The sequence below is a fragment of the Piezobacter thermophilus genome (assembly GCF_055386745.1).
Window position 1 is genome coordinate 688,047 of the sequence record NZ_AP042380.1, and the last position, 21,428, is coordinate 709,474.

General features: G+C 64.9%; 18 protein-coding genes. 15 read left to right on the forward strand and 3 right to left on the reverse strand.

The genetic code is table 11. The features are described 5' to 3' along the window. Nucleotides 1-11 precede the first annotated feature (11 nt). The 11 genes from tusC to ACZ5CM_RS03255 all read left to right on the forward strand — a co-directional run bounded on the left by tusC (nt 12) and on the right by ACZ5CM_RS03255 (nt 10,331). A complete protein-coding gene (gene tusC / locus ACZ5CM_RS03205; RefSeq protein ID WP_464641206.1) occupies nt 12-419 on the forward strand; it encodes a sulfurtransferase complex subunit TusC in 408 nt (135 codons plus the stop codon). Between the two features lie 11 nt (nt 420-430). Beyond that, the gene (gene tusB, locus ACZ5CM_RS03210) at nt 431-739 is read left to right on the forward strand and encodes a sulfurtransferase complex subunit TusB (protein WP_464641207.1); all 309 of its coding nucleotides are present in this window, start codon (nt 431-433) and stop codon (nt 737-739) included. A 60-nt stretch (nt 740-799) separates the two neighbouring features. Further along, a complete protein-coding gene (locus ACZ5CM_RS03215; RefSeq protein WP_464641208.1) occupies nt 800-1,132 on the forward strand; it encodes a TusE/DsrC/DsvC family sulfur relay protein in 333 nt (110 codons plus the stop codon). Nucleotides 1,133-1,205: 73 nt separating this feature from the next. Next, nucleotides 1,206-1,928, forward strand: a complete 723-nt coding sequence (locus tag ACZ5CM_RS03220) for a respiratory nitrate reductase subunit gamma (protein WP_464641209.1) — start codon at nt 1,206-1,208, stop codon at nt 1,926-1,928. A gap of 3 nt (nt 1,929-1,931) precedes the next feature. Then, a complete protein-coding gene (gene dsrK, locus ACZ5CM_RS03225; protein ID WP_464641210.1) occupies nt 1,932-3,464 on the forward strand; it encodes a sulfate reduction electron transfer complex DsrMKJOP subunit DsrK in 1,533 nt (510 codons plus the stop codon). A gap of 22 nt (nt 3,465-3,486) precedes the next feature. Beyond that, the gene (locus tag ACZ5CM_RS03230) at nt 3,487-5,439 is read left to right on the forward strand and encodes an NAD(P)-binding protein (protein WP_464641212.1); all 1,953 of its coding nucleotides are present in this window, start codon (nt 3,487-3,489) and stop codon (nt 5,437-5,439) included. Nucleotides 5,440-5,441: 2 nt separating this feature from the next. Then, nucleotides 5,442-5,951 (forward strand): hypothetical protein, encoded by a 510-nt coding sequence (locus ACZ5CM_RS03235; protein WP_464641213.1) that lies wholly within the window; start codon nt 5,442-5,444, stop codon nt 5,949-5,951. After that, on the forward strand, nt 5,948-6,712 hold the full coding sequence (gene dsrO, locus ACZ5CM_RS03240) for a sulfate reduction electron transfer complex DsrMKJOP subunit DsrO (protein WP_464641215.1): 765 nt from the start codon (nt 5,948-5,950) through the stop codon (nt 6,710-6,712). The genes ACZ5CM_RS03235 and dsrO overlap by 4 nt, the downstream gene beginning before the upstream one ends. Nucleotides 6,713-6,725: 13 nt before the next feature. Next, nucleotides 6,726-7,937 (forward strand): NrfD/PsrC family molybdoenzyme membrane anchor subunit, encoded by a 1,212-nt coding sequence (gene nrfD / locus ACZ5CM_RS03245; RefSeq protein WP_464641217.1) that lies wholly within the window; start codon nt 6,726-6,728, stop codon nt 7,935-7,937. Nucleotides 7,938-7,944: 7 nt separating this feature from the next. Further along, complete coding sequence (locus ACZ5CM_RS03250) at nt 7,945-8,955, forward strand: glycosyl transferase family protein (protein ID WP_464641219.1); 1,011 nt, start codon at nt 7,945-7,947, stop codon at nt 8,953-8,955. Next, on the forward strand, nt 8,952-10,331 hold the full coding sequence (locus tag ACZ5CM_RS03255) for a cobyrinate a,c-diamide synthase (RefSeq protein WP_464641221.1): 1,380 nt from the start codon (nt 8,952-8,954) through the stop codon (nt 10,329-10,331). Before ACZ5CM_RS03250 ends, ACZ5CM_RS03255 begins: the two co-directional genes overlap by 4 nt. 241 nt (nt 10,332-10,572) lie before the next feature. Here the strand turns inward: ACZ5CM_RS03255 and ACZ5CM_RS03260 are convergent, their stop codons facing one another. Then, the gene (locus ACZ5CM_RS03260) at nt 10,573-10,797 is read right to left on the reverse strand and encodes a sulfurtransferase TusA family protein (protein ID WP_464641223.1); all 225 of its coding nucleotides are present in this window, start codon (nt 10,795-10,797) and stop codon (nt 10,573-10,575) included. A 20-nt stretch (nt 10,798-10,817) separates the two neighbouring features. After that, nucleotides 10,818-11,321, reverse strand: a complete 504-nt coding sequence (gene dsrE2, locus ACZ5CM_RS03265) for a sulfur carrier protein DsrE2 (protein WP_464641224.1) — start codon at nt 11,319-11,321, stop codon at nt 10,818-10,820. Between the two features lie 264 nt (nt 11,322-11,585). On the opposite strand from dsrE2, the gene ACZ5CM_RS03270 reads away from it, so the two are divergent. Then, on the forward strand, nt 11,586-12,674 hold the full coding sequence (locus ACZ5CM_RS03270; RefSeq protein WP_464642468.1) for a YeeE/YedE family protein: 1,089 nt from the start codon (nt 11,586-11,588) through the stop codon (nt 12,672-12,674). An 87-nt stretch (nt 12,675-12,761) separates the two neighbouring features. On the opposite strand, the gene ACZ5CM_RS03275 is transcribed toward ACZ5CM_RS03270, so the two are convergent. After that, on the reverse strand, nt 12,762-13,865 hold the full coding sequence (locus ACZ5CM_RS03275) for an Mrp/NBP35 family ATP-binding protein (RefSeq protein WP_464641226.1): 1,104 nt from the start codon (nt 13,863-13,865) through the stop codon (nt 12,762-12,764). Nucleotides 13,866-14,122: 257 nt separating this feature from the next. On the opposite strand from ACZ5CM_RS03275, the gene ACZ5CM_RS03280 reads away from it, so the two are divergent. From ACZ5CM_RS03280 to ACZ5CM_RS03290, 3 genes are all read left to right on the forward strand, one after another. Further along, complete coding sequence (locus ACZ5CM_RS03280) at nt 14,123-15,811, forward strand: NAD(P)H-dependent oxidoreductase subunit E (protein ID WP_464641228.1); 1,689 nt, start codon at nt 14,123-14,125, stop codon at nt 15,809-15,811. Between the two features lie 2 nt (nt 15,812-15,813). Further along, nucleotides 15,814-18,585, forward strand: coding sequence for a formate dehydrogenase subunit alpha (gene fdhF / locus ACZ5CM_RS03285; protein WP_464641230.1), 2,772 nt, complete (start codon nt 15,814-15,816; stop codon nt 18,583-18,585). 502 nt (nt 18,586-19,087) lie between these two features. Continuing rightward, on the forward strand, nt 19,088-21,358 hold the full coding sequence (locus tag ACZ5CM_RS03290) for a nidogen-like domain-containing protein (RefSeq protein WP_464641232.1): 2,271 nt from the start codon (nt 19,088-19,090) through the stop codon (nt 21,356-21,358). The last annotated feature ends 70 nt before the right edge of the window (nt 21,359-21,428 follow it).

Sequence of the window (21,428 nt, forward strand, 5' to 3'; positions counted from 1 at the left end):
GGGATGGAACCATGTCCGATGTAAAGAAATTCCTCTATGTCAACCGCAAGGCCCCCTATGGCACGATCTACGCGCTGGAAAGCCTCGAGGTGGTGCTCATCGGCGCGGCCTTCGACCAGGATGTCAGCCTTGCCTTCCTTGATGACGGGGTGTTCCAGCTGACGAAGGACCAGAACACGGACGGCATCGGCGTCAAGAACTTCTCGCCGACCTTCCGGGCGCTGGGCGACTATGACGTGACCCGGCTCTATGTCGAGAAGGAGTCGCTGGACGAGCGCGGCCTGACCGCCGACGATCTGCAGGAGATCATGTATGAGGACGAGGACGACGATTGGGCCGAGAAGCCCGCGATCCGCATCGTCAGCCGGGCCGAGATGACCGACATCATGGCCGAACAGGACGTGATCCTGAGCTTCTGAAGGGTAGAGACATGTCAACCTTGCATACCGTGAACAAATCGCCCTTCGTGAACCGGACCCTGGAAAGCTGTCTGAACCATTGCAAGGACGGCGACGCGGTCCTGATGATCGAGGATGGCGTCTATGGCGGCCTTGCCGGCACCGCCGTCTCGGAGATCGTCGCCGCGAAGGCGGGCAGCGTGTCGATCCATGTCCTGACGCCGGACATGGAGGCGCGCGGTCTGTCGACCGATCGGCTTTTGGATGGAATCACCGGCGTGGGATATGATGGCTTCGTGGAGCTGGTCACGAAGCACGATCGAACCCAGTCCTGGCTTTGAGCCTGACAACGACATGAAACAGGCCCCTTGCAAGGGGTGCAAACCAAGAGGAAAATCCAAATGGAATATCAAGTGAACGGCAAGACCATTCCCGCGGACGAGGAAGGCTACATCACCAATCTGGACGACTGGTCGCCCGAACTGGCGGAAGAGATCGCCAAGACCGAGAACATCGAAATGGATGAAGAGCGCTGGGAAGTCGTGAATTTCCTGCGCGACTACTATCAGGAGTACCAGATCGCGCCGGCCGTGCGCGTGCTGATCAAGGCCATCAAGAAGTCGATGGGGCCGGAAAAGGGCAACAACAAGTACATGTACGAGCTGTTCCCCTATGGCCCGGCGAAACAGGCCTGCAAGATCGCCGGTCTGCCGAAACCTACCGGCTGCGTCTGATCCAGGCTCGGGCCTGATCGCGTAACCTGTTGATTTTGCAACGGACAATTGTCCGTGAAGGGGAGGAGTCTGCGTGCTGTCCGTGATCTACGCCATACTGTTCTATGTCGCGACCGCCATCCTGGTCGTGGGAGTGGGCATGAAGATTCGAAAATATGCGCGCACTCCGGCCCCGTTGAAGATTCCGACGACGCCCGCGCCGACAACTGCGTGGGGCGTCGTCCTGCGGATGTTGCGCGAAGTGGTCTTCTTCGAAAGCCTGTTCAAGTCCAACAAGTGGATCTGGCTGTTCGGCTGGGTCTTCCACATGTCCATGTGGTTGGTCCTGATCCGGCACATCCGTTACTTCATCGTCGAGATCCCCGGCTGGCTGGCCTTCATGCAGCCTTTCGGGATCTATGCCAGCTTCGGCATGGCGCTGGGCCTGATCGGGCTGTGGGCGCGGCGCTTTCTGGTCGAGCGCATCCGCTACATCACCAGCCCCTCGGATCACCTGATGCTGGCGCTGCTGCTGACCATCGTCATCAGCGGCATGCTGATGCGCTTCGTCGCCCGGCCCGACATCCTTTCGGTCAAGGCCTTCTTCCTCGGGCTGCTGCGGCTGCGCATCGAACATCTGCCCGCCGACCCGATCCTGCTGGTGCATCTGACCACCGTTGCCACTCTGATGATCGTGTTCCCCATTTCGAAGCTGCTGCACGCGCCGGGCGTGTTTTTCAGCCCGACGCGCAACCAGATCGACAACCCGCGCGAAAAGCGCCACCTCGCCCCCTGGGCGGCCAAGCTGGAGGGCTGAGACATGGCCGATGGTGACGACCTGCGCAAGATGGAGCACCCGCTCGACATCCCCTGCCTGCGGCCGGGCGCGATGGAGGGGCTGGAGCCCTTCATCGCCGCCCCCGAGCATCAGGCCAAGCTTGGCTTTCCCGGCGAGCTGGTGCCGAACTGGAAGGAAAAGGCGCTGGAGAAGATGGCCGAGTTGGCCGAGAAGAACCGCGCCTTTCAGGTCTATCTCGATACCTGCGTGAAATGCGGTGCCTGCACCGACAAGTGCCACTATTTCCTAGGCACGGGCGACCCCAAGAACATGCCGGTGGCGCGGCAGGATCTGCTGCGTTCGGTCTATCGGCGCTATTTCACCTTTGCGGGCAAGTATTTCCCCAAGCTGGTCGGCGCCCGCGACCTGACCGAAGAGGTGCTGCACGAGTGGTATTCCTACTACCACCAGTGCTCGGAGTGCCGGCGCTGCTCGGTCTTCTGCCCGTACGGGATCGACACCGCGGAAATCACCATGGCCGCGCGCGAGATCCTCGACCATGTGGGGATCGGGCAGAAATACTCGAACGAGATCATCGGCAAGGTCAAGGAGGTCGGCAACAATCTCGGCCTCAACCCCAAGGCGCTGCGCGCCACGCTGGAGGATCTGGAAGAGGATATCGAGGACGACACCGGCATCTCGGTGCGCCTGCCGCTGGATGAAAAGGGTGCCGACATCCTGCTGGTCACGCCTTCGGCCGACTTCTTCGCCGAGCCGCATATCGACGGGCTGATCGGCTATGCCAAGGTGTTCCACGAGACGGGCGCCTCGTGGACGCTGAGCTCATATGCTTCGGAGGCGGCCAATTTCGGGCTGTTCATCGGCTCCTACGAGAACATGCGCGAGATCGCCCTGCGTATCCGCAAGGCGGCCGAGGATCTGGGCGTCAAGCGCATCATCTTCGGCGAATGTGGCCACGCCTGGCGGGTGGCCTATTCCTTCCTGAACACGCTGGCGGGGCCGTTCGATTTTCTCGATCAGCGCTATCCGATCCCGCAGCACATTCTGGAATATACCTGGGATGCGATCCAGAAGGGCCAGCTGAAGTTCGACAAGTCGCAGAACGACCACATCCGGCTGACCTTCCACGACAGCTGCAACGTGGCGCGTGCCTCGCGCATGGGTGATGAGCCCGGCGGCCAGTTCGAGATCCCGCGCAATGTCATCCGTGCGGTATGCAACCATTTCTACGACATGCCCGACGAGACCATCCGCGAGGCGACGCTGTGCTGCGGCGGCGGGGGCGGGCTGCTGACCGACGACCTGATGGATCTGCGCAAGAAGGGCGCCAGCCCGCGCATGACGGCGCTTCAGCAGGTGACCGAGGAACACGGCGTGACCCACATGGCGGCCATCTGCGCCATCTGCAAGACGCAGTTTTCCAAGGTCATGCCGGCATTCGGCTACGAGATGGATTCAATCGTCTCGGTTCACCAGCTGGTTTCGAATGCGATCATCCTGACCGGTCAGGAGACCGGCGAAGACGGAAACGAGGACGACGACGGCGGCGCGTGACGCCATTCCGGGGAGAGAGACAATGAACGACATGAGCACCGAGGCCAAGCCCACCTTCCGGCGTTTTCACGAAGGTGAGACTGCCGCCGACTGGGATCTTGAGGAAAAGATCTTCCAGGCCGATCATTCCTACAAGTGCCCGACCTATGTGCACAAGACGCCGCCCTGTCAGGGTTCGTGCCCGTCGGGGCATGAGATCCGCGGCTGGCTGGCGATCGCCCGGGGCATGGACAAGCCCCCGCATGAGGACATGCCCTGGCAGGAATACGCCTTCCGCCGCATGGCCACGGCCAACCCGTTTCCGGCGACCATGGGCCGGGTCTGCCCCGCCCCCTGCGAGGCCGGCTGCAACCGCAACGAGGTTGACGACTATGTGGGCATCAACGGGGTCGAGCAGTACGTGGGCGACTGGGCCAACGAGAACAACCTGAAGATGCCCGAGCCGGGCCCCTCGACCGGCAAGAAGGTCGCCGTGATCGGCGGCGGCCCCGCCGGGCTGTCGGCGGCCTATTTCCTGCGCCTCGACGGCCATGACGTGACCATCTTCGAGGCCCACGAGCAACTGGGCGGCATGATGCGCTACGGCATCCCCGGCTATCGCACCCCGCGCGACATGCTGGACAAGGAGATCGGGCGCATCATCGACATGGGGGTGGAGGTGCGCACCAATACCCGTGTCGGCACAGATGTCTCGATGGAGGAGATCGAGGGCGAATATGACGCGATCTTCTGGGCCATGGGTGCGCAGAAGGGCCGAGATCTGCCGATTCCCGGCTGGGAGGGCACGGAAAACTGCATCAACGGGATCGAGTTCCTCGACGCCTTCAACCAGGGCTATGTGCTGGGCACGGCCCAGCGCGTGGTGGTGGTCGGCGGCGGCGATACCTCGATCGACGTGGCCTCGGTGGCGCGCCGGCTGGGTCACATCACCCACACGGCCCTGCCCGAGCACAATGACGGCACACTGGTGGGCTTTGCCGGGCATGACGTTGCCGCCTCGGTCAGCCGCGACGGGATGAAGGCGATCCTGACTTCGCTGTTCCCGATCAACGAGATGACCGCCGCCGAGCGCGAGCGCGAAGACGCCAAGCGCGAGGGCGTGCAGCTGATCGGCGGGGTGATGCCTCTGGAGGTCATCAAGGACGAGAACGGCCGCGCCCGGGCGCTGAAGGTCTGCGAATGCGACATGGACGGCATGAAGCCGATCCCGCGCGAAGGCACCGAATACGAGATCGAATGCGACATCATCATCGCTGCCATCGGCCAGATGGGGGATTTCGAGGGGCTCGAAGGTCTCGGCAACGAGCGCGGCTTCGTTGATATCGAGCCGGGCAGCTACCGGGTGAAGGGGCGCGAAAAGCACTTCGCCGGCGGCGATATCATCAAGCCGCACCTGCTGACCACCGCCATCGGGCACGGCCGCATCGTCGCCGACACCATCACCGATTACCTCGATGACGGCACGATCGAAAAGCGCCCGAAGGTGGATGTGCATCACTTCAATCTTCTTGAAGAGCTGCACCAGCGCGGCAAGGATCCCGAGCCCTACGACCATACCCAGACCCGAGGGACCTCGTCGGCGAAATTCGCCATCCACAATTTCGAGGACCGCTCGGACACCCAGATCATCCCCCATGACGAGCTGTTCAAGGGGCATTTCAACTTCGTCCCGCGCGAGGTGCGCAAGGAGGTGCATATCGAGGGCGACGAGGTTCTCGGCAACTTCGAGGAACGGATCATCGGTTTCACCGAGGAGCAGGCGAAGAAGGAAGGCGAACGCTGCATGTCCTGCGGCATGTGCTTCGAATGCGACAACTGCGTGATCTTCTGCCCGCAGGATGCGGTCTACAGGGTTCCCAAGTCGGAACGCACCGTTGGCCGTTACGTGGCGACCGATTACACGCGCTGCATCGGCTGCCATATCTGCGCCGATGTCTGCCCGACCGGCTACATCAAGATGGGTCTCGGAGAATAGCCATGGCGCGAATCCTTCTGATCCTGACACTGGTCTTCGGCATGGCCGGCGCCGGCACGGCGGGCGAGGACGGTTCCAGCCTCTGGCCCGACATTCCCAAGGCGACCGGCGAGCCGCACCCGGAAGGCAACGAATGGTGGCGCAAGAACCATCCGAAGCTGCTGCTGCATGACCGGGATCTGACGATGCGTCAGGGCGAGCGGCAGGTTCAGGCCAGCCTCAAGTCGTGCTTCGAGTGCCACGCGGTCAAGGACGACGCGGGCAACTATGCCACCTACGAGAACGAACAGAACTTCTGCCGGGTGTGCCACGACTTCGTGGCGGTCAAGGTGGATTGCTTCATGTGCCATCGCTCGACCCCCGACGGGGTGGACGAATCCGCGCTTGAGGCCTTCACCACGCCGCCCGCAATGCCGAAAGGCCGCGGTCCGGACAGCATCATTGCATATCTCGAAAGGCTGGAGCGCGTTCCCCTGGCCAGCGCGGACACCGGGACGGAGGCGGGACAATGAGTTGCGGCAAGTCCGACAAGGCGGAAAGGGGAGCGGAACTCAGCCGGCGCGACCTTCTGCGCAGCGGCGCGGCGGTGGCAACGCTGACGCTTGCGCCGGGGGTGACGCTGATGGCTTTCGGAGGCTCTCCGGCGGATGCGGCGGGGCGGGCTGATGCGGGCAAACGCTGGGGGCTTCTGATCGACGTCAGCCGCTGTGACCCCGATTGCGATGCCTGCGTGACCGCCTGTCAGGTCGAAAACGGCTGGAAGGACGAGGGCAACCCCGAAACCGATGCCCAGTGGATCCGCAAGGTGACGCTGAAGAACAAGGATACGGGGCGCAAGGTGTCGATGCCGGTCATGTGCCAGCACTGCGAGAAGCCGCCCTGCGTCGATGTCTGCCCGACCGGCGCTTCGTTCAAGCGCGTCGATGGCATCGTCCTGGTGGACAAGCATATCTGCATCGGCTGCCGCTACTGCATGATGGCCTGCCCGTTCAAGGCGCGTTCGTTCATTCACGAAAACCACGTGAACCAGAAATCCTGGGCGCCGCGCGGCAAGGGCACGGTGGAAAGCTGCACCCTTTGCGTGCACCGGGTCGATACGGGGCGGATCCCCGCCTGTGTCGAAGCCTGCGAGGCCACCGGCAACCGCGCGATCATCTTCGGTGATCTGAAAGACCCGAACAGCGAGATTTCGAAGCGCGTGGCCGAGTATTCCTCGATCGCGCTGCGCGCCGACCTCGAACTGAATCCGGGCGTTCGCTACTCGAACCTGTGAGAGGTGTCCCCGAATGGAACGGACAATCTATCGCGAAATCAAGATGACGCCGCAGCTGTGGCAGGTGGCGTTCCTGCTGGGCGCCTTCCTGCTGGCGGCGCTGGCGGCTGTCGTCTATGTCGAGGAATACGGCCATATCGTCACCGGCATGAACAACCAGATCGTCTGGGGCCTGCCGCATGTCTTTGCGATCTTCCTGATCGTGGCCGCCTCGGGGGCGCTGAACGTGGCGTCCATGGCCTCGGTCTTCGGCAAGGTCCATTACAAGCCGGTGGCGCGGCTGTCGGGGATTCTGGCGATTTCGCTGCTGGTGGGAGGTCTTGCGGTGCTGGTGCTGGACCTGGGGCGGCCGGACCGGCTGATCGTGGCGATGACGAAGTACAATTTCAGGTCGATCTTCGCCTGGAACATCTATCTCTACACCGGATTCATGGCGATCGTCGCGGTCTATCTGTTCACCCAGATGGCGCGTGGCCTGCCCAACAACTACGTCAAGCAGATGGGGATGTTCGCCTTCCTGTGGCGGCTGGCGCTGACCACCGGCACCGGGTCGATCTTCGGCTTTCTGGTGGCGCGGCCGGGATATGACGCGGCAATCATGGCGCCGCTGTTCATCTCCATGTCGTTCAGTTACGGGCTGGCGGCGTTCATCCTTGTCCTGACCGCGCTGTGCCGGCTGAGCAACCGCCCGCTGGGGCAGGAGCTGATGCGCAAATATGCGCGCCTTCTGGCCATCTTCTGCGCGGTGGTGCTGTATTTCACCGCCGTGCAGCACCTCACCAACATCTATGTTGCCGAGCATACCGGTTTCGAGCGGTTCATCCTGCTGGATGGTGGCATCTATACATGGCTGTTCTGGGGTGGGCAGGTGCTGATCGGCGGGGTGCTGCCGATGTTGCTGATCTGGCATCCGGCCACGGCCGATGCGCCTTCGACGCCGGTCCTGGCCTCGATCATGGTGGTGCTGGGCGCGTTCGCGCAGCTTTACGTGATCGTGGTCGGGGGGCAGGCCTACCCGATGGAGGTCTTTCCTGGCTACGAGGTGCTGGAGAGCAGTTTCTACGACGGCGTGATCGCCGCCTATTCCCCGCGCTGGCCCGAGCTGTTCCTGGGGCTTGGCGGTGTCGCACTGGCCCTTCTGGCCACCGGCCTGGCGGCCAAGGTGCTGAGGGTTTTGCCAACCAACCTGTCCGATGCAAATATCGGGCAGAAGGCCGAATCGTAGGAAAGCCATGCAGCAGCAGCCGCACCCGTTCGCGAAATTCGTGGCCATCCTGGGCCGCGGCAAGACCAAGCAGCGCCACCTCACGCTGGACGAGGCGCGCGAGTCCATGGGCATGATCCTGCGCGGCGAGGCCCTGCCCGAGCAGATCGGCGCCTTCCTCATGCTGCTGCGACTGAAAGAGGAAGCGCCCGAGGAGATTGCCGGCTTCGCCCAGGCGGTGCGCGACACCCTGACCCTGCCGGCCGATCTGCCGAAGGTCGACATCGACTGGTCCTCCTATGCCGGCAAGCGGGTGCAGCTGCCGTGGTTCGTGCTGTCGGTGCTGGCACTTGTGGGCGCGGGTCACAGCGTGGTCATGCACGGCACCGAGGGGCACACGCCGGGCCGGGTCTATACCCGCGCCACGCTTGAACGGCTGGGATTTCCCGCCGCTGCCAGCCTGGACGAGGCCGCAGCGCATCTGCGCGCGCGCCGTTTCGCCTATATCCCGCTTGAGGTGCTCAGCCCGACCCTGCGCCACCTGATCGAGCTGCGCCCGATCTTCGGCCTGCGCTCGCCCGTGCATTCCTTTTCGCGCATGATCAACCCGTTCGGGGCGGAAACGATGATGCAGGGCATCTTCCACCGAGGCTTCATGGATATCCATTCCGGTGCCGCCCGCATTCTGGAACAGCCCCGCATGGCGGTGTTCCGCGGCGAAGGCGGCGAGATCGAGCGCCGTCCCAACAAGCCCACCCAGGTCTGGATGACGCGCGGAGCCGACGAACCGGTCGTCGAAACCTGGCCCGCGCTGCTGGATGTGCCGCATCAGCCCGCCGATGAAGAGATGGATCTGACCCGGCTCGAACGCGTCTGGCGCGGCGAGGCCGAGGACGCCTATGCCGAAGCGGCCGTCATCGGCACCATTGCCGTCACGCTGCGGGCGATGGGGCGCGCAGGGTCGGTGGAGGCGGCCGAGGCCATGGCCCGCGACCTCTGGGCTTCCCGCGACCGGGCGTTCCTCGCGCAGGCGGCATGACACCGCACCCACGGTTCATGATCGCGGCGGCGCACAAGTCGTCGGGCAAGACGGTTGTGTCCACGGGGCTGGCGGCTGCCTTTCGCGCCGCCGGGGACGATATCGGAACCTTCAAGAAGGGCCCGGACTATATCGACCCGATGTGGTTGTCCCTGGCCTCGGGCCGGCCCTGTTACAATCTCGATTTCAACACCATGGAGCGCGCAGGGATCGCACCGTTCTTTGCCTCGCGGGCGCGGGGGTTGTCGCTGATCGAGGCCAACAAGGGCCTCTATGACGGTGTCTGCGTGGAGGGCAGCGACTCCAATGCCGCGCTGGCCAGGCTTCTCGGCCTGCCGGTGGTTCTTGTGATTGACACGCTGGGCATGACGCGGGGGATTGCGCCGCTGCTGGTGGGCTATCGGGCTTTCGACCCATCGGTGAACATCGCCGGGTTGATCCTCAACCGTGTGGGCGGCGCCCGGCACGAGGCCAAGCTGCGCCGCGCGGTCGAGGCCTATTCCGACATTCCGGTGATCGGCAGCGTGTGGCGCAATTCGCGCCTGGACATCGGCGAGCGCCATCTGGGCCTGACCACCCCGGCCGAGGCTGCCGGCGTCGAGGCCCGGATTGCCGCCTTTGGCGAGGTCATGGCCCAGTCGGTCGATCTTGAGCGCCTGCGGGACATCGCCCGCAAGGCGCCAGCTCTTGATCTGCCCGCGCCGCCACCGCCCGCCCCGCCGCGCTGGCCGGGGCTGAGGATCGGGATCCTGCGCGATGCGGCCTTCGGCTTCTACTATCCCGACGATCTTGAAGCGATGGAGGCCGAAGGCGCGCGCCTCGTTCCCATCGACGCGCTGCATGACCGGGAATTGCCCGACATCGACGGGCTGTTCATCGGCGGCGGCTTCCCCGAGATGCGGATGCGTGAACTGGCCGCCAATCTTTCACTGCGCCGTGCGATTCGCACGGCACTGGAGGGCGGGCTGCCCTGCTATGCCGAATGCGGTGGGCTGATGTATCTGTGCAAGACGCTTTCCTGGCATGGCGAGAGCGCGCCCATGGTCGGCTTCATCCCCGCCCATGCAGTCATGCACGAGCGGCCCCAGGGGCGCGGCCATGTGGAATTCACCAGCACCGAGGCCTGCCCGTGGAAGGGGGCGGGCTGCGTGATCCGGGCGCATGAGTTCCACTATGCCGCAATCGAGGGGCTGCCCGCCGATACCGTCTATGTGCGCGAGATGAAGCGCGGCACTGGCATTGACGGGCGCCGTGATGGCATCCTTATCCGCAATACGGTTGCCGGTTTCGTGCATCTGCGCAACTCGGCCAACATCCCTTGGGTGCCGGGATTTCTCGATTTCGTGGCGCGGTGCCACCGGGGCGCCGGCGGCTGAAGGGGCGGGGCGCCGGGAACAGGGCGTGTCGCGTCTGACCGGATTTGGTGCGCTGTACAGGCGGAGGGTAGGCGGCCGCCCGGGCGGGCGCATGCCCGGGCCGCTTGCGCGCCCCGGGCGAAGCGAATCCGGTCAGGCGCGATCCGGATGGGATTGACCGGGCCGGAGGGCTCCGAAAGCGGGACACCCGCCGGCTTCGGCGGGTGTCATCGTTCGGATCTGGTGTTTGCGGTGGCTTGTGTCAGGCGCGCTTGATCTGGAAGGTGTAAACGTCGCCCTCGCTGCCCGAGCTCAACAGCTCGTTGCCGGTCTGCTTGCAGAAGGCGGCGAAGTCGGCGACCGATCCGGGATCGGTGGCCCGCACGGTCAGGATGTCGCCGGCCGCCATGCCTTTCAGCATCTTCTTGGCCTTGATGATCGGCAGAGGGCAGTTCAGCCCTTCGGCATTCAGGGTTTGTTCAGCCATACGGTCTTTCCTTTCGAGAGTCAGATGAAAAGGTTGATGTCGGATTTCGAGGCGGTTTCGATATAGGTGGCCGCGCCGCCCAGCTCGATCCCGTCGATCATGTCGTCGGGGGAATACTCGAACAGATCCATCGTCATCTGGCAGGCGATCATGCGCACGTCGAGTTCCATGCAGGCTTCGCGCAGATCTTCGAGAGGGGCCACGCCCTTCTTCGCCATCAGGTTCTTCATCATCTTGCCGGCCATGGCGCCCACTCCCGGCAACATGCCCACGATGTTCGGCATGGGCATGTGCATGCCCATCATCGGCATTTCCATGGCCGCGTTGCCAAGCGTGGTGAATTTCGGATCCATGTCCTTCTTGAGAAGCGGCAACCCGTAGAAGGTGAAGAACAGGGTCACATCCATGTCCATCGCCGCCGCGGTCGAGGCAAGGATGAAAGGCGGATAGGCCCAGTCCAGCGACCCCTTGGTCACGATGATCGACATGCTCTTGCTGTTTTCCAGCTGCGCGGCATCCAGCATCTTTTCTCCTCCCACGATCGCGACGCCTGATCAGTCATATTAGCATAATTGAATGTTCACCTTCCGGTCAAGCAAACATTGCCCGCACATTTCCGTGGGCGGCGTTGCGCCAGGCCTTTGTTGCGCTGCCATGGACGAGGTGGAAATATTCTTGCTATATACATACGCAAATATGCTAATACGTGATTGTGAATCCCGGATCAGCCGGGACAACGACAATCGCCGGGCCGTCGCCGGCCCGGCCAACAGGGAGCCGCAGTCGTGATGGAAACTTTGAGGGAAGCCGCAGTCGAGAACGCTGCGACCTGGATTCTTTGGGGGGGCCTTCTGATAGGCGCAGCGTTCGGGTTCATCGTCCAGCGCACCAATTTTTGCACCATGGGGTCGATTTCCGACATCCTGACCTTTGGTGATTATCGCCGCTTCCGGTCGTGGGTGATGGCCGGCGCCGTGGCCATGATCGGCGTGTTCTTCATCGACCTGACCGGGCTCGCCGACATGACCAACAGCATGTACGTGTCGCCGAATTTCACTTGGGGCGGCCACATCCTGGGCGGTTTCATCTTCGGCGTGGGCATGGTGTTCGCGGGCGGGTGCGTGTCGCGGAACCTGGTGCGCGCCGGAAGCGGCGATCTTCGGTCACTGATCGTCCTGTGGCTGATCGGCGGATCGGCCTACATGACCATCGGCGGGCTGTTCGGGCCGACGCGGGTGGCCGTGGTCGGAGCCATGACCACGAATCTGACCGAAATGGGCATCCCCGACCAGCGGCTGAGCACCATGCTGTCGTGGATCACCGGCATGTCGCCGGGTACCGCGCAGCTGCTGTCGGTCATCGCGATCGCCGGCGGCATCCTCGTCTGGTGCTTCAAGGACAGCGGGTTTCGCAGTTCGCCCCGGCATGTGATTGCCGGGCTTGGCGTGGGCCTGTCCGTCCTCGCGGGCTGGCTGCTGACGGCGATCACCTTCGACGAATTCGCCGACCGCCCGCTGCTGGCTTCGCTCAGCTACGTCCGGCCGGCCGGCGATTCGATCGACTTCTTCATGCGCTTCACCGCTTATGACGCGCCAAGCTTTGCCGTGACCACCACGGTGGGCGCCCTGCTCGGGGCCTTCATCGGCGCGGTTTCGCAAAGGCGCTTCCACCTGGCGACCTTCACCGACACCAAAGACACCCTGCGCAATCTTTTCGGCGCGGTGATGATGGGGATCGGCGGCGTCGTGGCGCTGGGCTGCACGATCGGGCAGGCCGTGACCGGGTTTTCCACGCTGGCGGCCGGATCGCTCATCACCTTCATCTTCATCGTCCTTGGCGGTGTGGCCGGGATGAAGACGATGGAGGCCATGGCCTGAGCCGACCCGGCATACTGCCGGAAGAGGGAAAAAAACGGGCCCCGAACCACGGTTCGGGGCCCTTTCGTTGCGGTCCGGCGAACGGGATCAGTCGTCGTCGTCCATCTCGGGGAACAGCCGCGCCGCCACGTTGAGCGCGATCTTGCGATAGGCTGCGGCATGGGGCCCGTCGGGCTGGGCCATGACGATGGGCGTGCCGGCGTCCGAGTTTTCCCGGATCGCCATGTCCAGCGGGATTGCCCCCAGGAAGGGCACGCCCAGTCGGTGCGCGTCCTGCTCGGCCCCGCCATGGCCGAAGATGTGCGATTCCCCGCCACAATGGGGGCAGATGAAGGTGGACATGTTCTCGACGATGCCGAAGATCGGAACATCCACGTTCTTGAACATCTTCAGCCCCTTGCGCGCGTCGATCAGCGCCAGGTCCTGCGGAGTCGAGACGATCACCGCCCCCTGCAGCGGCACCTGCTGGGCCATGGTCAGCTGAGCGTCGCCGGTCCCCGGGGGCATGTCCAGAACCATCACGTCCAGTTCGCCCCAGTCCACCTCGCGGGTCATCTGCATCAGGGCGGACACCACCATCGGGCCGCGCCAGATCACCGGATTGTCCTCTTCCATGAGAAAGCCCATGGACATGGTCCTGATGCCGTATTTGTCGATCGGGATGACGCGTTCGTCCTCGATCTGCGGGCGTTCGGTGATGTTCATCAGCCGCGGCAGCGAGGGGCCGTAGATGTCCGCATCCAGCAGCCCGACCTTCAGCCCCAGCCCGCGCAGCGCCAGCGCCAGGTTGACCGCAGTGGTGGACTTGCCCACCCCGCCCTTGCCCGAGGCCACCGCGACGATGGTGCGGATGCCGGGAATGGCGGCGCTGTGGGGGCGCATGTCGCGCCCCGGCGCCTCGGTCGGGCGCTTTTTCAGCTTCGGCGGCTCGGGGGCCTTGGGCACGGGACGCTCGGCGGTCATCACCACCAGCAGGGTCTCGATTTCCTCGATGCCCGAGAGCTTGTCCTCGATCAGCTGCTTGAGCTCGACCAGATCGCCCTGGAACCCCTCCGGGACGTTGACCGAGATCACCACCTTGCCGTCATCCACGGCCACGTCGCGCTCGGTAATCATGCCCGAGGTGACCAGATCGGGCCGGACCCCGGCAAACGGAATGGTCGAAAGACGGGCGAGAATGACTTTTTTCATGGGATGTCCTGCCAGCAGCTGTGTTTCATTCCAATATTCTAATATGATCGGATAACCAAGCCAATAGGTGCGGCGGACAAAGGTACGTCCAGGAAAAATGTTTTCCGGTTGCCCGGCATCGGTTGCGGATCCGATCGGGCATTGCGCGCCGGCGTGACGCCTTTAGGGTGTGAAGTGTTCGTTATCCGGCAAGTTCCGCTTCCCGTTCGGCGCTATGCGGAACGGGCGCGGGCTGCGCGCGAGGCTTGGAGGGAGTCATGGCACCTTTGGACGGCAACAGGGGCGTGTGGAAATCCGGTCGCGGACGTGGCCGGCGGACGCCGAAGGGGCGCCAGTATTCGGATGGGGCGCTGGCGGATGTCCGGGGGCTTCTGGAGGATCGTCCCCGCCGGCGCGATCTCCTGATCGAGTTCCTGCACCTTGTTCAGGACCGATACGGGCATCTCTCGGCCGATCACCTTGCGGCGCTGGCGGCCGAGATGCGGCTTTCGCAGGCCGAGGTCTACGAGGTCGCCACCTTCTACGCCCATTTCGACGTGGTGCGCGAGGGCGAGACGCCGCCGCCCGAACTGACCATCCGGGTGTGCGATTCGCTCTCGTGCGAGATGGCCGGCGCGAAGGCCCTGCGCGAGGCGCTCGCCTCGGGGCTGGATCCGGCGCGGGTGCGGGTGCTGCGCGCGCCCTGCATGGGCCGCTGCGATGCGGCGCCGGTTGCCGAGGTGGGGCACCGCCATGTGGATCGGGCCACGCCCGAGGCGGTGCAGGCGGTGATCGCGGGCGGGGATTTCTCGCCGGTGCTCCCCGATTACGAGGGCCTTGACGCCTACCGCGCGGGGGGCGGCCATGACAGGCTGGCGCGCCTGCGCCGGGAAGGCGATCGGGGGGCCGTCTGCGAAACCCTGCTGGCCTCGGGGCTGCGGGGCCTGGGCGGGGCGGGCTTTCCCACCGGGCGCAAATGGCAGCTGGTGCGGGCCGAGCCGGGGCCGCGCTATCTGGCGGTGAATGCCGACGAGGGCGAGCCGGGCACCTTCAAGGACCGCTGGTATCTTGAGCGTGCGCCGCATCTGTTTCTTGAAGGCGCGCTGATCGCCGCTTGGGTGATCGAGGCCGAGAAGGTGTTCATCTACCTGCGCGACGAATACCCGGCGGTGCGCGAGATCCTGAGCCGCGAGATCGCCGCGCTCGAAGCCGCGGGCCTTGCCGCCCCCGGCCATATCGAGCTGCGCCGGGGTGCGGGGGCCTATATCTGCGGCGAGGAATCGGCGATGATCGAGTCGATCGAAGGGCGCCGCGGGCTGCCTCGCCACCGCCCGCCCTATGTGGCGCAGGTGGGGCTGTTCGGCCGGCCGACGCTGGTCAACAATGTCGAGACGCTGCTGTGGGCCGCGCGGATCTGCCGCGAGGGGCCGGAGGTGCTGGCCGGGGTCGAGAAGAACGGCCGCAAGGGCCTGCGCAGCTATTCGGTCTCGGGGCGGGTGGCGAAGCCGGGGGTCTATGTGCTGCCGGCGGGCTCGACCATCGCGGATGTGATCGCGGCCGCCGGCGGCATGGCCGAGGGGCATGTGTTCAGGGCCTATCAGCCCGGCGGGCCGTCCTCGGGGATCCTGCCGGCCAGCCTTGCCGACGTGCCGCTCGATTTCGACACGCTGCAACCGCACGGATCCTTCATCGGCTCGGCCGCGGTGGTGGTGCTGTCGGATCGCGATTCGGTGCGCGAGGCGGCGCTGAACATGCTGCGCTTCTTCGCCGATGAAAGCTGCGGCCAGTGCACGCCCTGCCGGGTCGGTTGCGCCAAGGCGGTGCAGCTGATGCAGGCCGACCGCTGGGACCGGGCGCTGCTGGAGGATCTGTGCCAGGTGATGGAGGATGCCTCGATCTGCGGGCTGGGGCAGGCGGCTCCGAACTCGATCCGGCTGGCCATGCGGCATTTCGGGGAGGAGTTGTGACCATGAGCGGACAGCCAGGGAACGTCACCTTCACCCTGAACGGCGAAAAGGTCACCGTGCCGGCGGGAACCACCATCTGGGAGGCGGCGCGCGGCGGTGGTCTGGTGATCCCGCACCTGTGCCACAGGCCGGCCCCCGGCTATCGTCCCGACGGCAACTGCCGCGCCTGCATGGTCGAGGTCGAGGGCGAACGCACGCTGGTGGCCTCGTGCATCCGCCCGGTCGAGGACGGCATGGTGGTGCGCACGCAAAGCGCCCGGGCACGCAAGGCCCGGGAACTGGTGATCGAGCTGCTGGCCGCCGATCAGCCCGAGGCGGCGCATGATGCCTCGTCGCATTTCGCCGCCATGAAGCGCGTCGCCGGCGTGCAGGACAGCCGCTTTCCCCGGCGCCCGTCGCAGGAGGTGCCGGCCGCCGATGACAGCCATGTGGCGATGGCGGTCAATCTGGATGCCTGCATCCACTGCACCCTGTGCGTCCGGGCCTGCCGCGAGGTGCAGTGCAACGACGTGATCGGCCTGTCGGGGCGGGGTTTCGGGGCGCTGATCGCCTTCGACCAGGGCGACCCGATGGGCCTGTCCACCTGCGTGGCCTGCGGCGAATGCGTGCAGGCCTGCCCCACGGGTGCGTTGATGCCGGCGGGGCTGCTGGACGCGGCGCGGCACGGCGACAGCGCCGGTTTCGACCGCGAGGTGGCCAGCGTCTGCCCCTTCTGCGGGGTGGGCTGCCAGGTCGGATTCAGGGTCAGGGACGGGCGCATCCGCGAGGTGGTGGGGCTGAACGGTCCGGCCAACGAGGGCCGGCTCTGCGTCAAGGGGCGGTTCGGTTTCGACTATGTGCACCACCCCCACCGGCTGACGAAGCCGCTGATCCGGCGCGCGGGCGCGCCCAAGGGCATGAACGTGGATCCGGGCGATCCGCTCAGCCATTTTCGCGAGGCGGACTGGGACGAGGCGCTGGACGTCGCCGCGCAGGGCCTGGCCCGGCTGCGCGAGGTGGACGGGCGCCTGGTGGCCGGTTTCGGCAGCGCGAAATGTTCCAACGAAGAGGCCTATCTGTTCCAGAAGCTGATCCGCCAGGGTTTCGGCCACAACAACGTGGATCACTGCACGCGGCTGTGCCATGCCTCCTCGGTGGCCGCATTGCTGGAGAACGTGGGCTCGGGCGCGGTCACCGCCACCTTCAACGAGATCGGGAACGCCGACGTGGCGCTGGTGATCGGCGCCAATGCCGTCGAGAACCACCCTGTGGCGGCGACGTATTTCAAGCAGTTCGCGCGCCGGGGCGGCAAGCTGATCGTGGCCGATCCGCGCGGCGTCGGGCTGGGACGGTTCGCGGCGCACCGGCTGCAGTTCCGCCCCGGCTCGGATGTGGCGCTGCTCAACGCGATGATGGCGACCATCGTCGAGGAAGAGCTGTTCGACGCCGACTACATCGCCCGCTTTACCGAGAACTGGGAGGCGATGCGGGAACATCTGAAGGCCTTTTTGCCCGAGAAGATGGCCCCGCATTGCGGCATCCCGGCCGAGGAGTTGCGCGCCGCCGCTCGCACCTTCGCGAAAGGCAGGGCGGGGATGATCTTCTGGGGCATGGGGGTCAGCCAGCATGTGCATGGTACCGACAATGCCCGCTGTCTCATCAATCTGGCGCTGATGACCGGCAATGTGGGTCGGCCCGGCACCGGGCTGCACCCCTTGCGGGGCCAGAACAACGTGCAGGGGGCCTCGGATGCGGGGCTGATTCCGATGTTCCTGCCCGATTATCAGAGCGTGACCGACGCCGCTGCCCGCCGCCGTTTCACCGAGATCTGGGGCGGCGTGTGGAAGGGCGACGATTTCAGCGCCGAGAAGGGCCTGACCGTGGTGGAGATCATGGATGCGATCCATGCCGGCGCGATCCGCGGCATGTATATTCTGGGCGAGAACCCGGCCATGTCGGACCCGGACGCGGAACATGCCCGCGCCGCGCTGGCGAAGCTTGAGCATCTGGTGGTGCAGGACATCTTCCTGACCGAAACCGCCATGTTCGCCGATGTGATCCTGCCCGCCAGCGCTTGGCCCGAAAAGGCCGGCACCGTGACCAACACCAACCGGCAGGTGCAGATGGGCCGCCCTGCCGTGTCGCCGCCGGGCGAGGCGCGCGAGGACTGGCGGATCATCACCGATCTGGCCAAGCGGCTGGGGCTGGACTGGTCCCATGCCCACCCGCGCGAGGTCTTTGCCGAGATGAAGCGCGGCATGGGCTCGCTCGACAACATCACCTGGGAGCGGCTGGAGCGCGAAGGAGCCGTCACCTATCCCTCGCTTTCGCCCGACGATCCGGGGCAGGTGGTGGTGTTCGGCGACGGGTTTCCGCGTCCGGGCGGGCGGGCGCGCTTTGCTCCGGCCCGACTGTCGGCCCCCGACGAGCTGCCGGATGCCGACTATCCCCTGGTGCTGATCACGGGGCGGCAGCTTGAGCACTGGCACACGGGCTCGATGACGCGGCGGGCGCATGTTCTGGATGCGGTGGAGCCCGAGGCCAGCTGTTCGATGCATCCGGCAACGCTGTGCGGGATGGGGCTGGAGGCGGGCGACATGGTGCGGCTGACCACAAGGCGTGGCAGTGTCGAGGTCATGGTGCGCGCAGACCGCGCCGTGGCCCCCGACACCGTGTTCCTGCCCTTCGCCTATGTCGAGGCCGCCGCCAACCTCCTGACCAACCCCGCGCTGGATCCATATGGCAAGATTCCCGAATTCAAGTTCGCCGCCGTCAGGGTCGAGAAGGCAGGTTAGGACAGAAATTCGCGGCCCGTGTCGCGCAACCCGCTACCATCCTCTGTAGAGGACGGACCGGGAAGATTCGTGGACCGCGTGCGGCGTCGCCGGTAAAATTTCAAGGTAGTACCGACGAGTCGTGCGATGTTGCTCCTGTTTGAGAAACCGGGTCCGCGGCAAGTTTCGGTCGCAATCGGCATCTTGTTGTTTTCATTGCCAGTGTTTGCGGCCGAACATGCGGAATCAGAGGTACGGGACGGTTGCTCCCGCCTGTTCGAACTGTCCGCACCCGTCTGCATCGCGCGCGTGAGATGCCCCACAAGAACCGATCATCTGGAAACAATCGAGAGGATATTCCGCCAATGTTCACGCGGAAAGGCGGTGGACATGGAGCGGATCGGCGAGATCCTGAGCGGTTTTTCCTCTGAAACCGTCTTTCGCTGTTGTGTGGGCAATGCGTTTATCGGTCGGTACCCGCTTGACAGGGATAACCGGTTTTGACCGGGAAAGGGGGTAAGACATGGCGACGAACTTTCAGTCTCTGCTGGTTGGAGGAGCCACCGGCTGGCATGACGGCAGCGGGCGGATCACCTATTCGTTTCTGGGCGCTACCATGCCCGCCTACTATCCGAAGAAGGACACCAATGGCGATGGCACGGTGGATGCGTGGAAGATCGACAAGGGCTCGTTCATTCCGCTGAACGGCAATTTCAGCATGACCGTGGCCGAGCGCGCCCTGACCTACATGGCGATCGATGCCTGGAACGAGGTTGCCAATGTCAATCTGGTGCCCGGGACCATCACCGGCACCGCCGGAGGCGGGGTGGGCACGCCGGTGACTGGCGACGGGCGGCTGGTACCGGCCGGCGGGACGGCAGTGCCGACCAATGACGACGGCTTCACCGCCTATGATTTCTCGGCGGTGTTCGAAGACGGCCTCAACTTCTTCGGCCAGACCTATACCGGGACGTCGGTCTATGTGAACACCAATGGCAGCATCTCCTTCGGCGGCGGCATCTCGACCTATACGCCGACGGCGATCTCGGCGGGCGGCATGCCGATGATCGCGCCGTTCTGGGCGGATGTGGATACGCGGGCGGGCTCGCCGATCTATGTGGATGTGGACCCGGTGAAGGACGTGGTGACCGTTACCTGGGGCAATGTCGGCTACTATGATCAGCACAGCTCGCCCACGAACTCGTTCCAGCTTCAGCTTTACGATCGGGGCAATGGGGATTTCGACATCGTCTTCCGTTATGAATCCATCAACTGGACGACCGGAGATGCCAGCGGCGGATCGAACGGGCTGGGCGGGACTCCGGCCCACGCGGGCTTTACCGCGGGCAACGGCCTCGATTTCTTCGAACTGCCGCAATCGGGGATTCAGAGCTCATTGCTGGCTCTGGACAATCTGCCCGGCAATACCGGCGTCACGGGGCTTTGGGTCTTCGAGGTCCGCAACGGGGTGGTTGCCGGCGACATCACCTTCGGAAGCGCGGATTTCGTCAACCGGGCGGGCGATGCGGACACGGAGACCTTCGGCTTCGTCGCCGATTTCCCCAAGCCTTCCAAGCTGGGGGTGAAGCCGACCAGGCACGGCGATTTCTGGATCAACAGCAACAACCCGGACCAGTCCACGACCTACGGCCATACCGGCTGGCAGACCTATCTGCACGAGCTGGGTCACGCGCTGGGTCTGCATCATCCCAACGAGGACCCCAACAATACGGCCGGGGACGCCCGCAACAACAACCAGTGGACGGTCATGTCCTATGCCCCCCATCCCGGCGAGGCGGGCAAGCCCCTGAATGCGCAGGGCTGGCCGCTGACCCCGATGGTTCTGGACATCCAGGCGCTTCAGAAGCTTTACGGTGCCAACACGACCACGCGGACCGGGAACACGACCTATTTCGGCGACAATTTCGCCGGCTATGACGAAACGGCCTATCAGTACGGGGTGGATGGCATGAAGGTCGATGGCGGAGACGGAACCCTCCGCAACGTCATCCTGACCATCTGGGATGCGGGGGGGACGGATTTGATCGATGCCTCCGACCTGGCCACCAAGGTCAGAATCGACCTGCGCCCGGGCCACTATTCCACCATCGGGGAGCTCAAGAACAACATCGGCATCGCCAAGGCCGTGAAGGTCGGCGGGCAGGTCATCAACTATATCGAGAATGCCGAGGGCGGTTCCGGCAATGACAGGCTGGTCGGCAATGCGACCGACAACAGGCTGGGCGGAAATGACGGGAACGACGTGCTGCTCGGATTCGGGGGCGCGGACCGGCTGTTCGGCGATGCCGGTCGTGACTGGCTGTTCGGCGGTGCCGGCCGGGACCGGGCCTATGGCGGCAAGGGCCATGACAGGCTGTTCGGCAAGGACGGGAGGGATCTGCTGCTGGGCGGCCTGGGCAAGGACAAGCTGTTCGGCGGCAAGGGCAACGATGTCCTCGGCGGAGGGGCCGGCAACGATGTCCTCGCCGGTAGCGGGGGCAGGGACTGGCTGAACGGCGGCGGTGGGGACGATACCCTCACCGGCGGCGCCGGGCGGGATGTCTTCGTGTTCCTCGCCGGCGGCGGGGCGGACCGGATCACCGATTTCCAGGATGACGTGGATACGCTGAGGCTGGACAGCGGGCTGGGCATCGCCAGCGCCGCCGATGCCCTGAGCCATGCGGTGGATGACGGCACCGATATCGTCTTCAGCTTCGGCACGGACATGCTCGTCCTTGCCGGGGCGGGCGGTGGCGGCACCGGCTTCCTGCTCGACGACATACTGGTCGTCTGAGCCGGCGCAGGGGTGCGGGCAGGAAGGAGAAGGGCAGACGCGGCATGGCCCCCCGCCCCGGCCGGTCCGG

Excerpts from the sequence above, each read along its gene's own strand:
- dsrE2 (WP_464641224.1), bottom strand. The coding sequence starts at position 11,321 with ATGCTGGATGCCGCGCAGCTGGAAAACAGCAAGAGCATGTCGATCATC.
- ACZ5CM_RS03275 (WP_464641226.1), bottom strand. The coding sequence starts at position 13,865 with ATGAAAAAAGTCATTCTCGCCCGTCTTTCGACCATTCCGTTTGCCGGG.
- ACZ5CM_RS03255 (WP_464641221.1), top strand. The coding sequence starts at position 8,952 with ATGACACCGCACCCACGGTTCATGATCGCGGCGGCGCACAAGTCGTCG.
- dsrK (WP_464641210.1), top strand. The coding sequence starts at position 1,932 with ATGGCCGATGGTGACGACCTGCGCAAGATGGAGCACCCGCTCGACATC.
- ACZ5CM_RS03270 (WP_464642468.1), top strand. The coding sequence starts at position 11,586 with ATGGAAACTTTGAGGGAAGCCGCAGTCGAGAACGCTGCGACCTGGATT.
- nrfD (WP_464641217.1), top strand. The coding sequence starts at position 6,726 with ATGGAACGGACAATCTATCGCGAAATCAAGATGACGCCGCAGCTGTGG.
- tusC (WP_464641206.1), top strand. The coding sequence starts at position 12 with ATGTCCGATGTAAAGAAATTCCTCTATGTCAACCGCAAGGCCCCCTAT.
- ACZ5CM_RS03260 (WP_464641223.1), bottom strand. The coding sequence starts at position 10,797 with ATGGCTGAACAAACCCTGAATGCCGAAGGGCTGAACTGCCCTCTGCCG.
- ACZ5CM_RS03235 (WP_464641213.1), top strand. The coding sequence starts at position 5,442 with ATGGCGCGAATCCTTCTGATCCTGACACTGGTCTTCGGCATGGCCGGC.
- ACZ5CM_RS03280 (WP_464641228.1), top strand. The coding sequence starts at position 14,123 with ATGGCACCTTTGGACGGCAACAGGGGCGTGTGGAAATCCGGTCGCGGA.
- dsrO (WP_464641215.1), top strand. The coding sequence starts at position 5,948 with ATGAGTTGCGGCAAGTCCGACAAGGCGGAAAGGGGAGCGGAACTCAGC.
- ACZ5CM_RS03230 (WP_464641212.1), top strand. The coding sequence starts at position 3,487 with ATGAACGACATGAGCACCGAGGCCAAGCCCACCTTCCGGCGTTTTCAC.
- ACZ5CM_RS03290 (WP_464641232.1), top strand. The coding sequence starts at position 19,088 with ATGGCGACGAACTTTCAGTCTCTGCTGGTTGGAGGAGCCACCGGCTGG.
- ACZ5CM_RS03215 (WP_464641208.1), top strand. The coding sequence starts at position 800 with ATGGAATATCAAGTGAACGGCAAGACCATTCCCGCGGACGAGGAAGGC.
- tusB (WP_464641207.1), top strand. The coding sequence starts at position 431 with ATGTCAACCTTGCATACCGTGAACAAATCGCCCTTCGTGAACCGGACC.
- ACZ5CM_RS03250 (WP_464641219.1), top strand. The coding sequence starts at position 7,945 with ATGCAGCAGCAGCCGCACCCGTTCGCGAAATTCGTGGCCATCCTGGGC.
- fdhF (WP_464641230.1), top strand. The coding sequence starts at position 15,814 with ATGAGCGGACAGCCAGGGAACGTCACCTTCACCCTGAACGGCGAAAAG.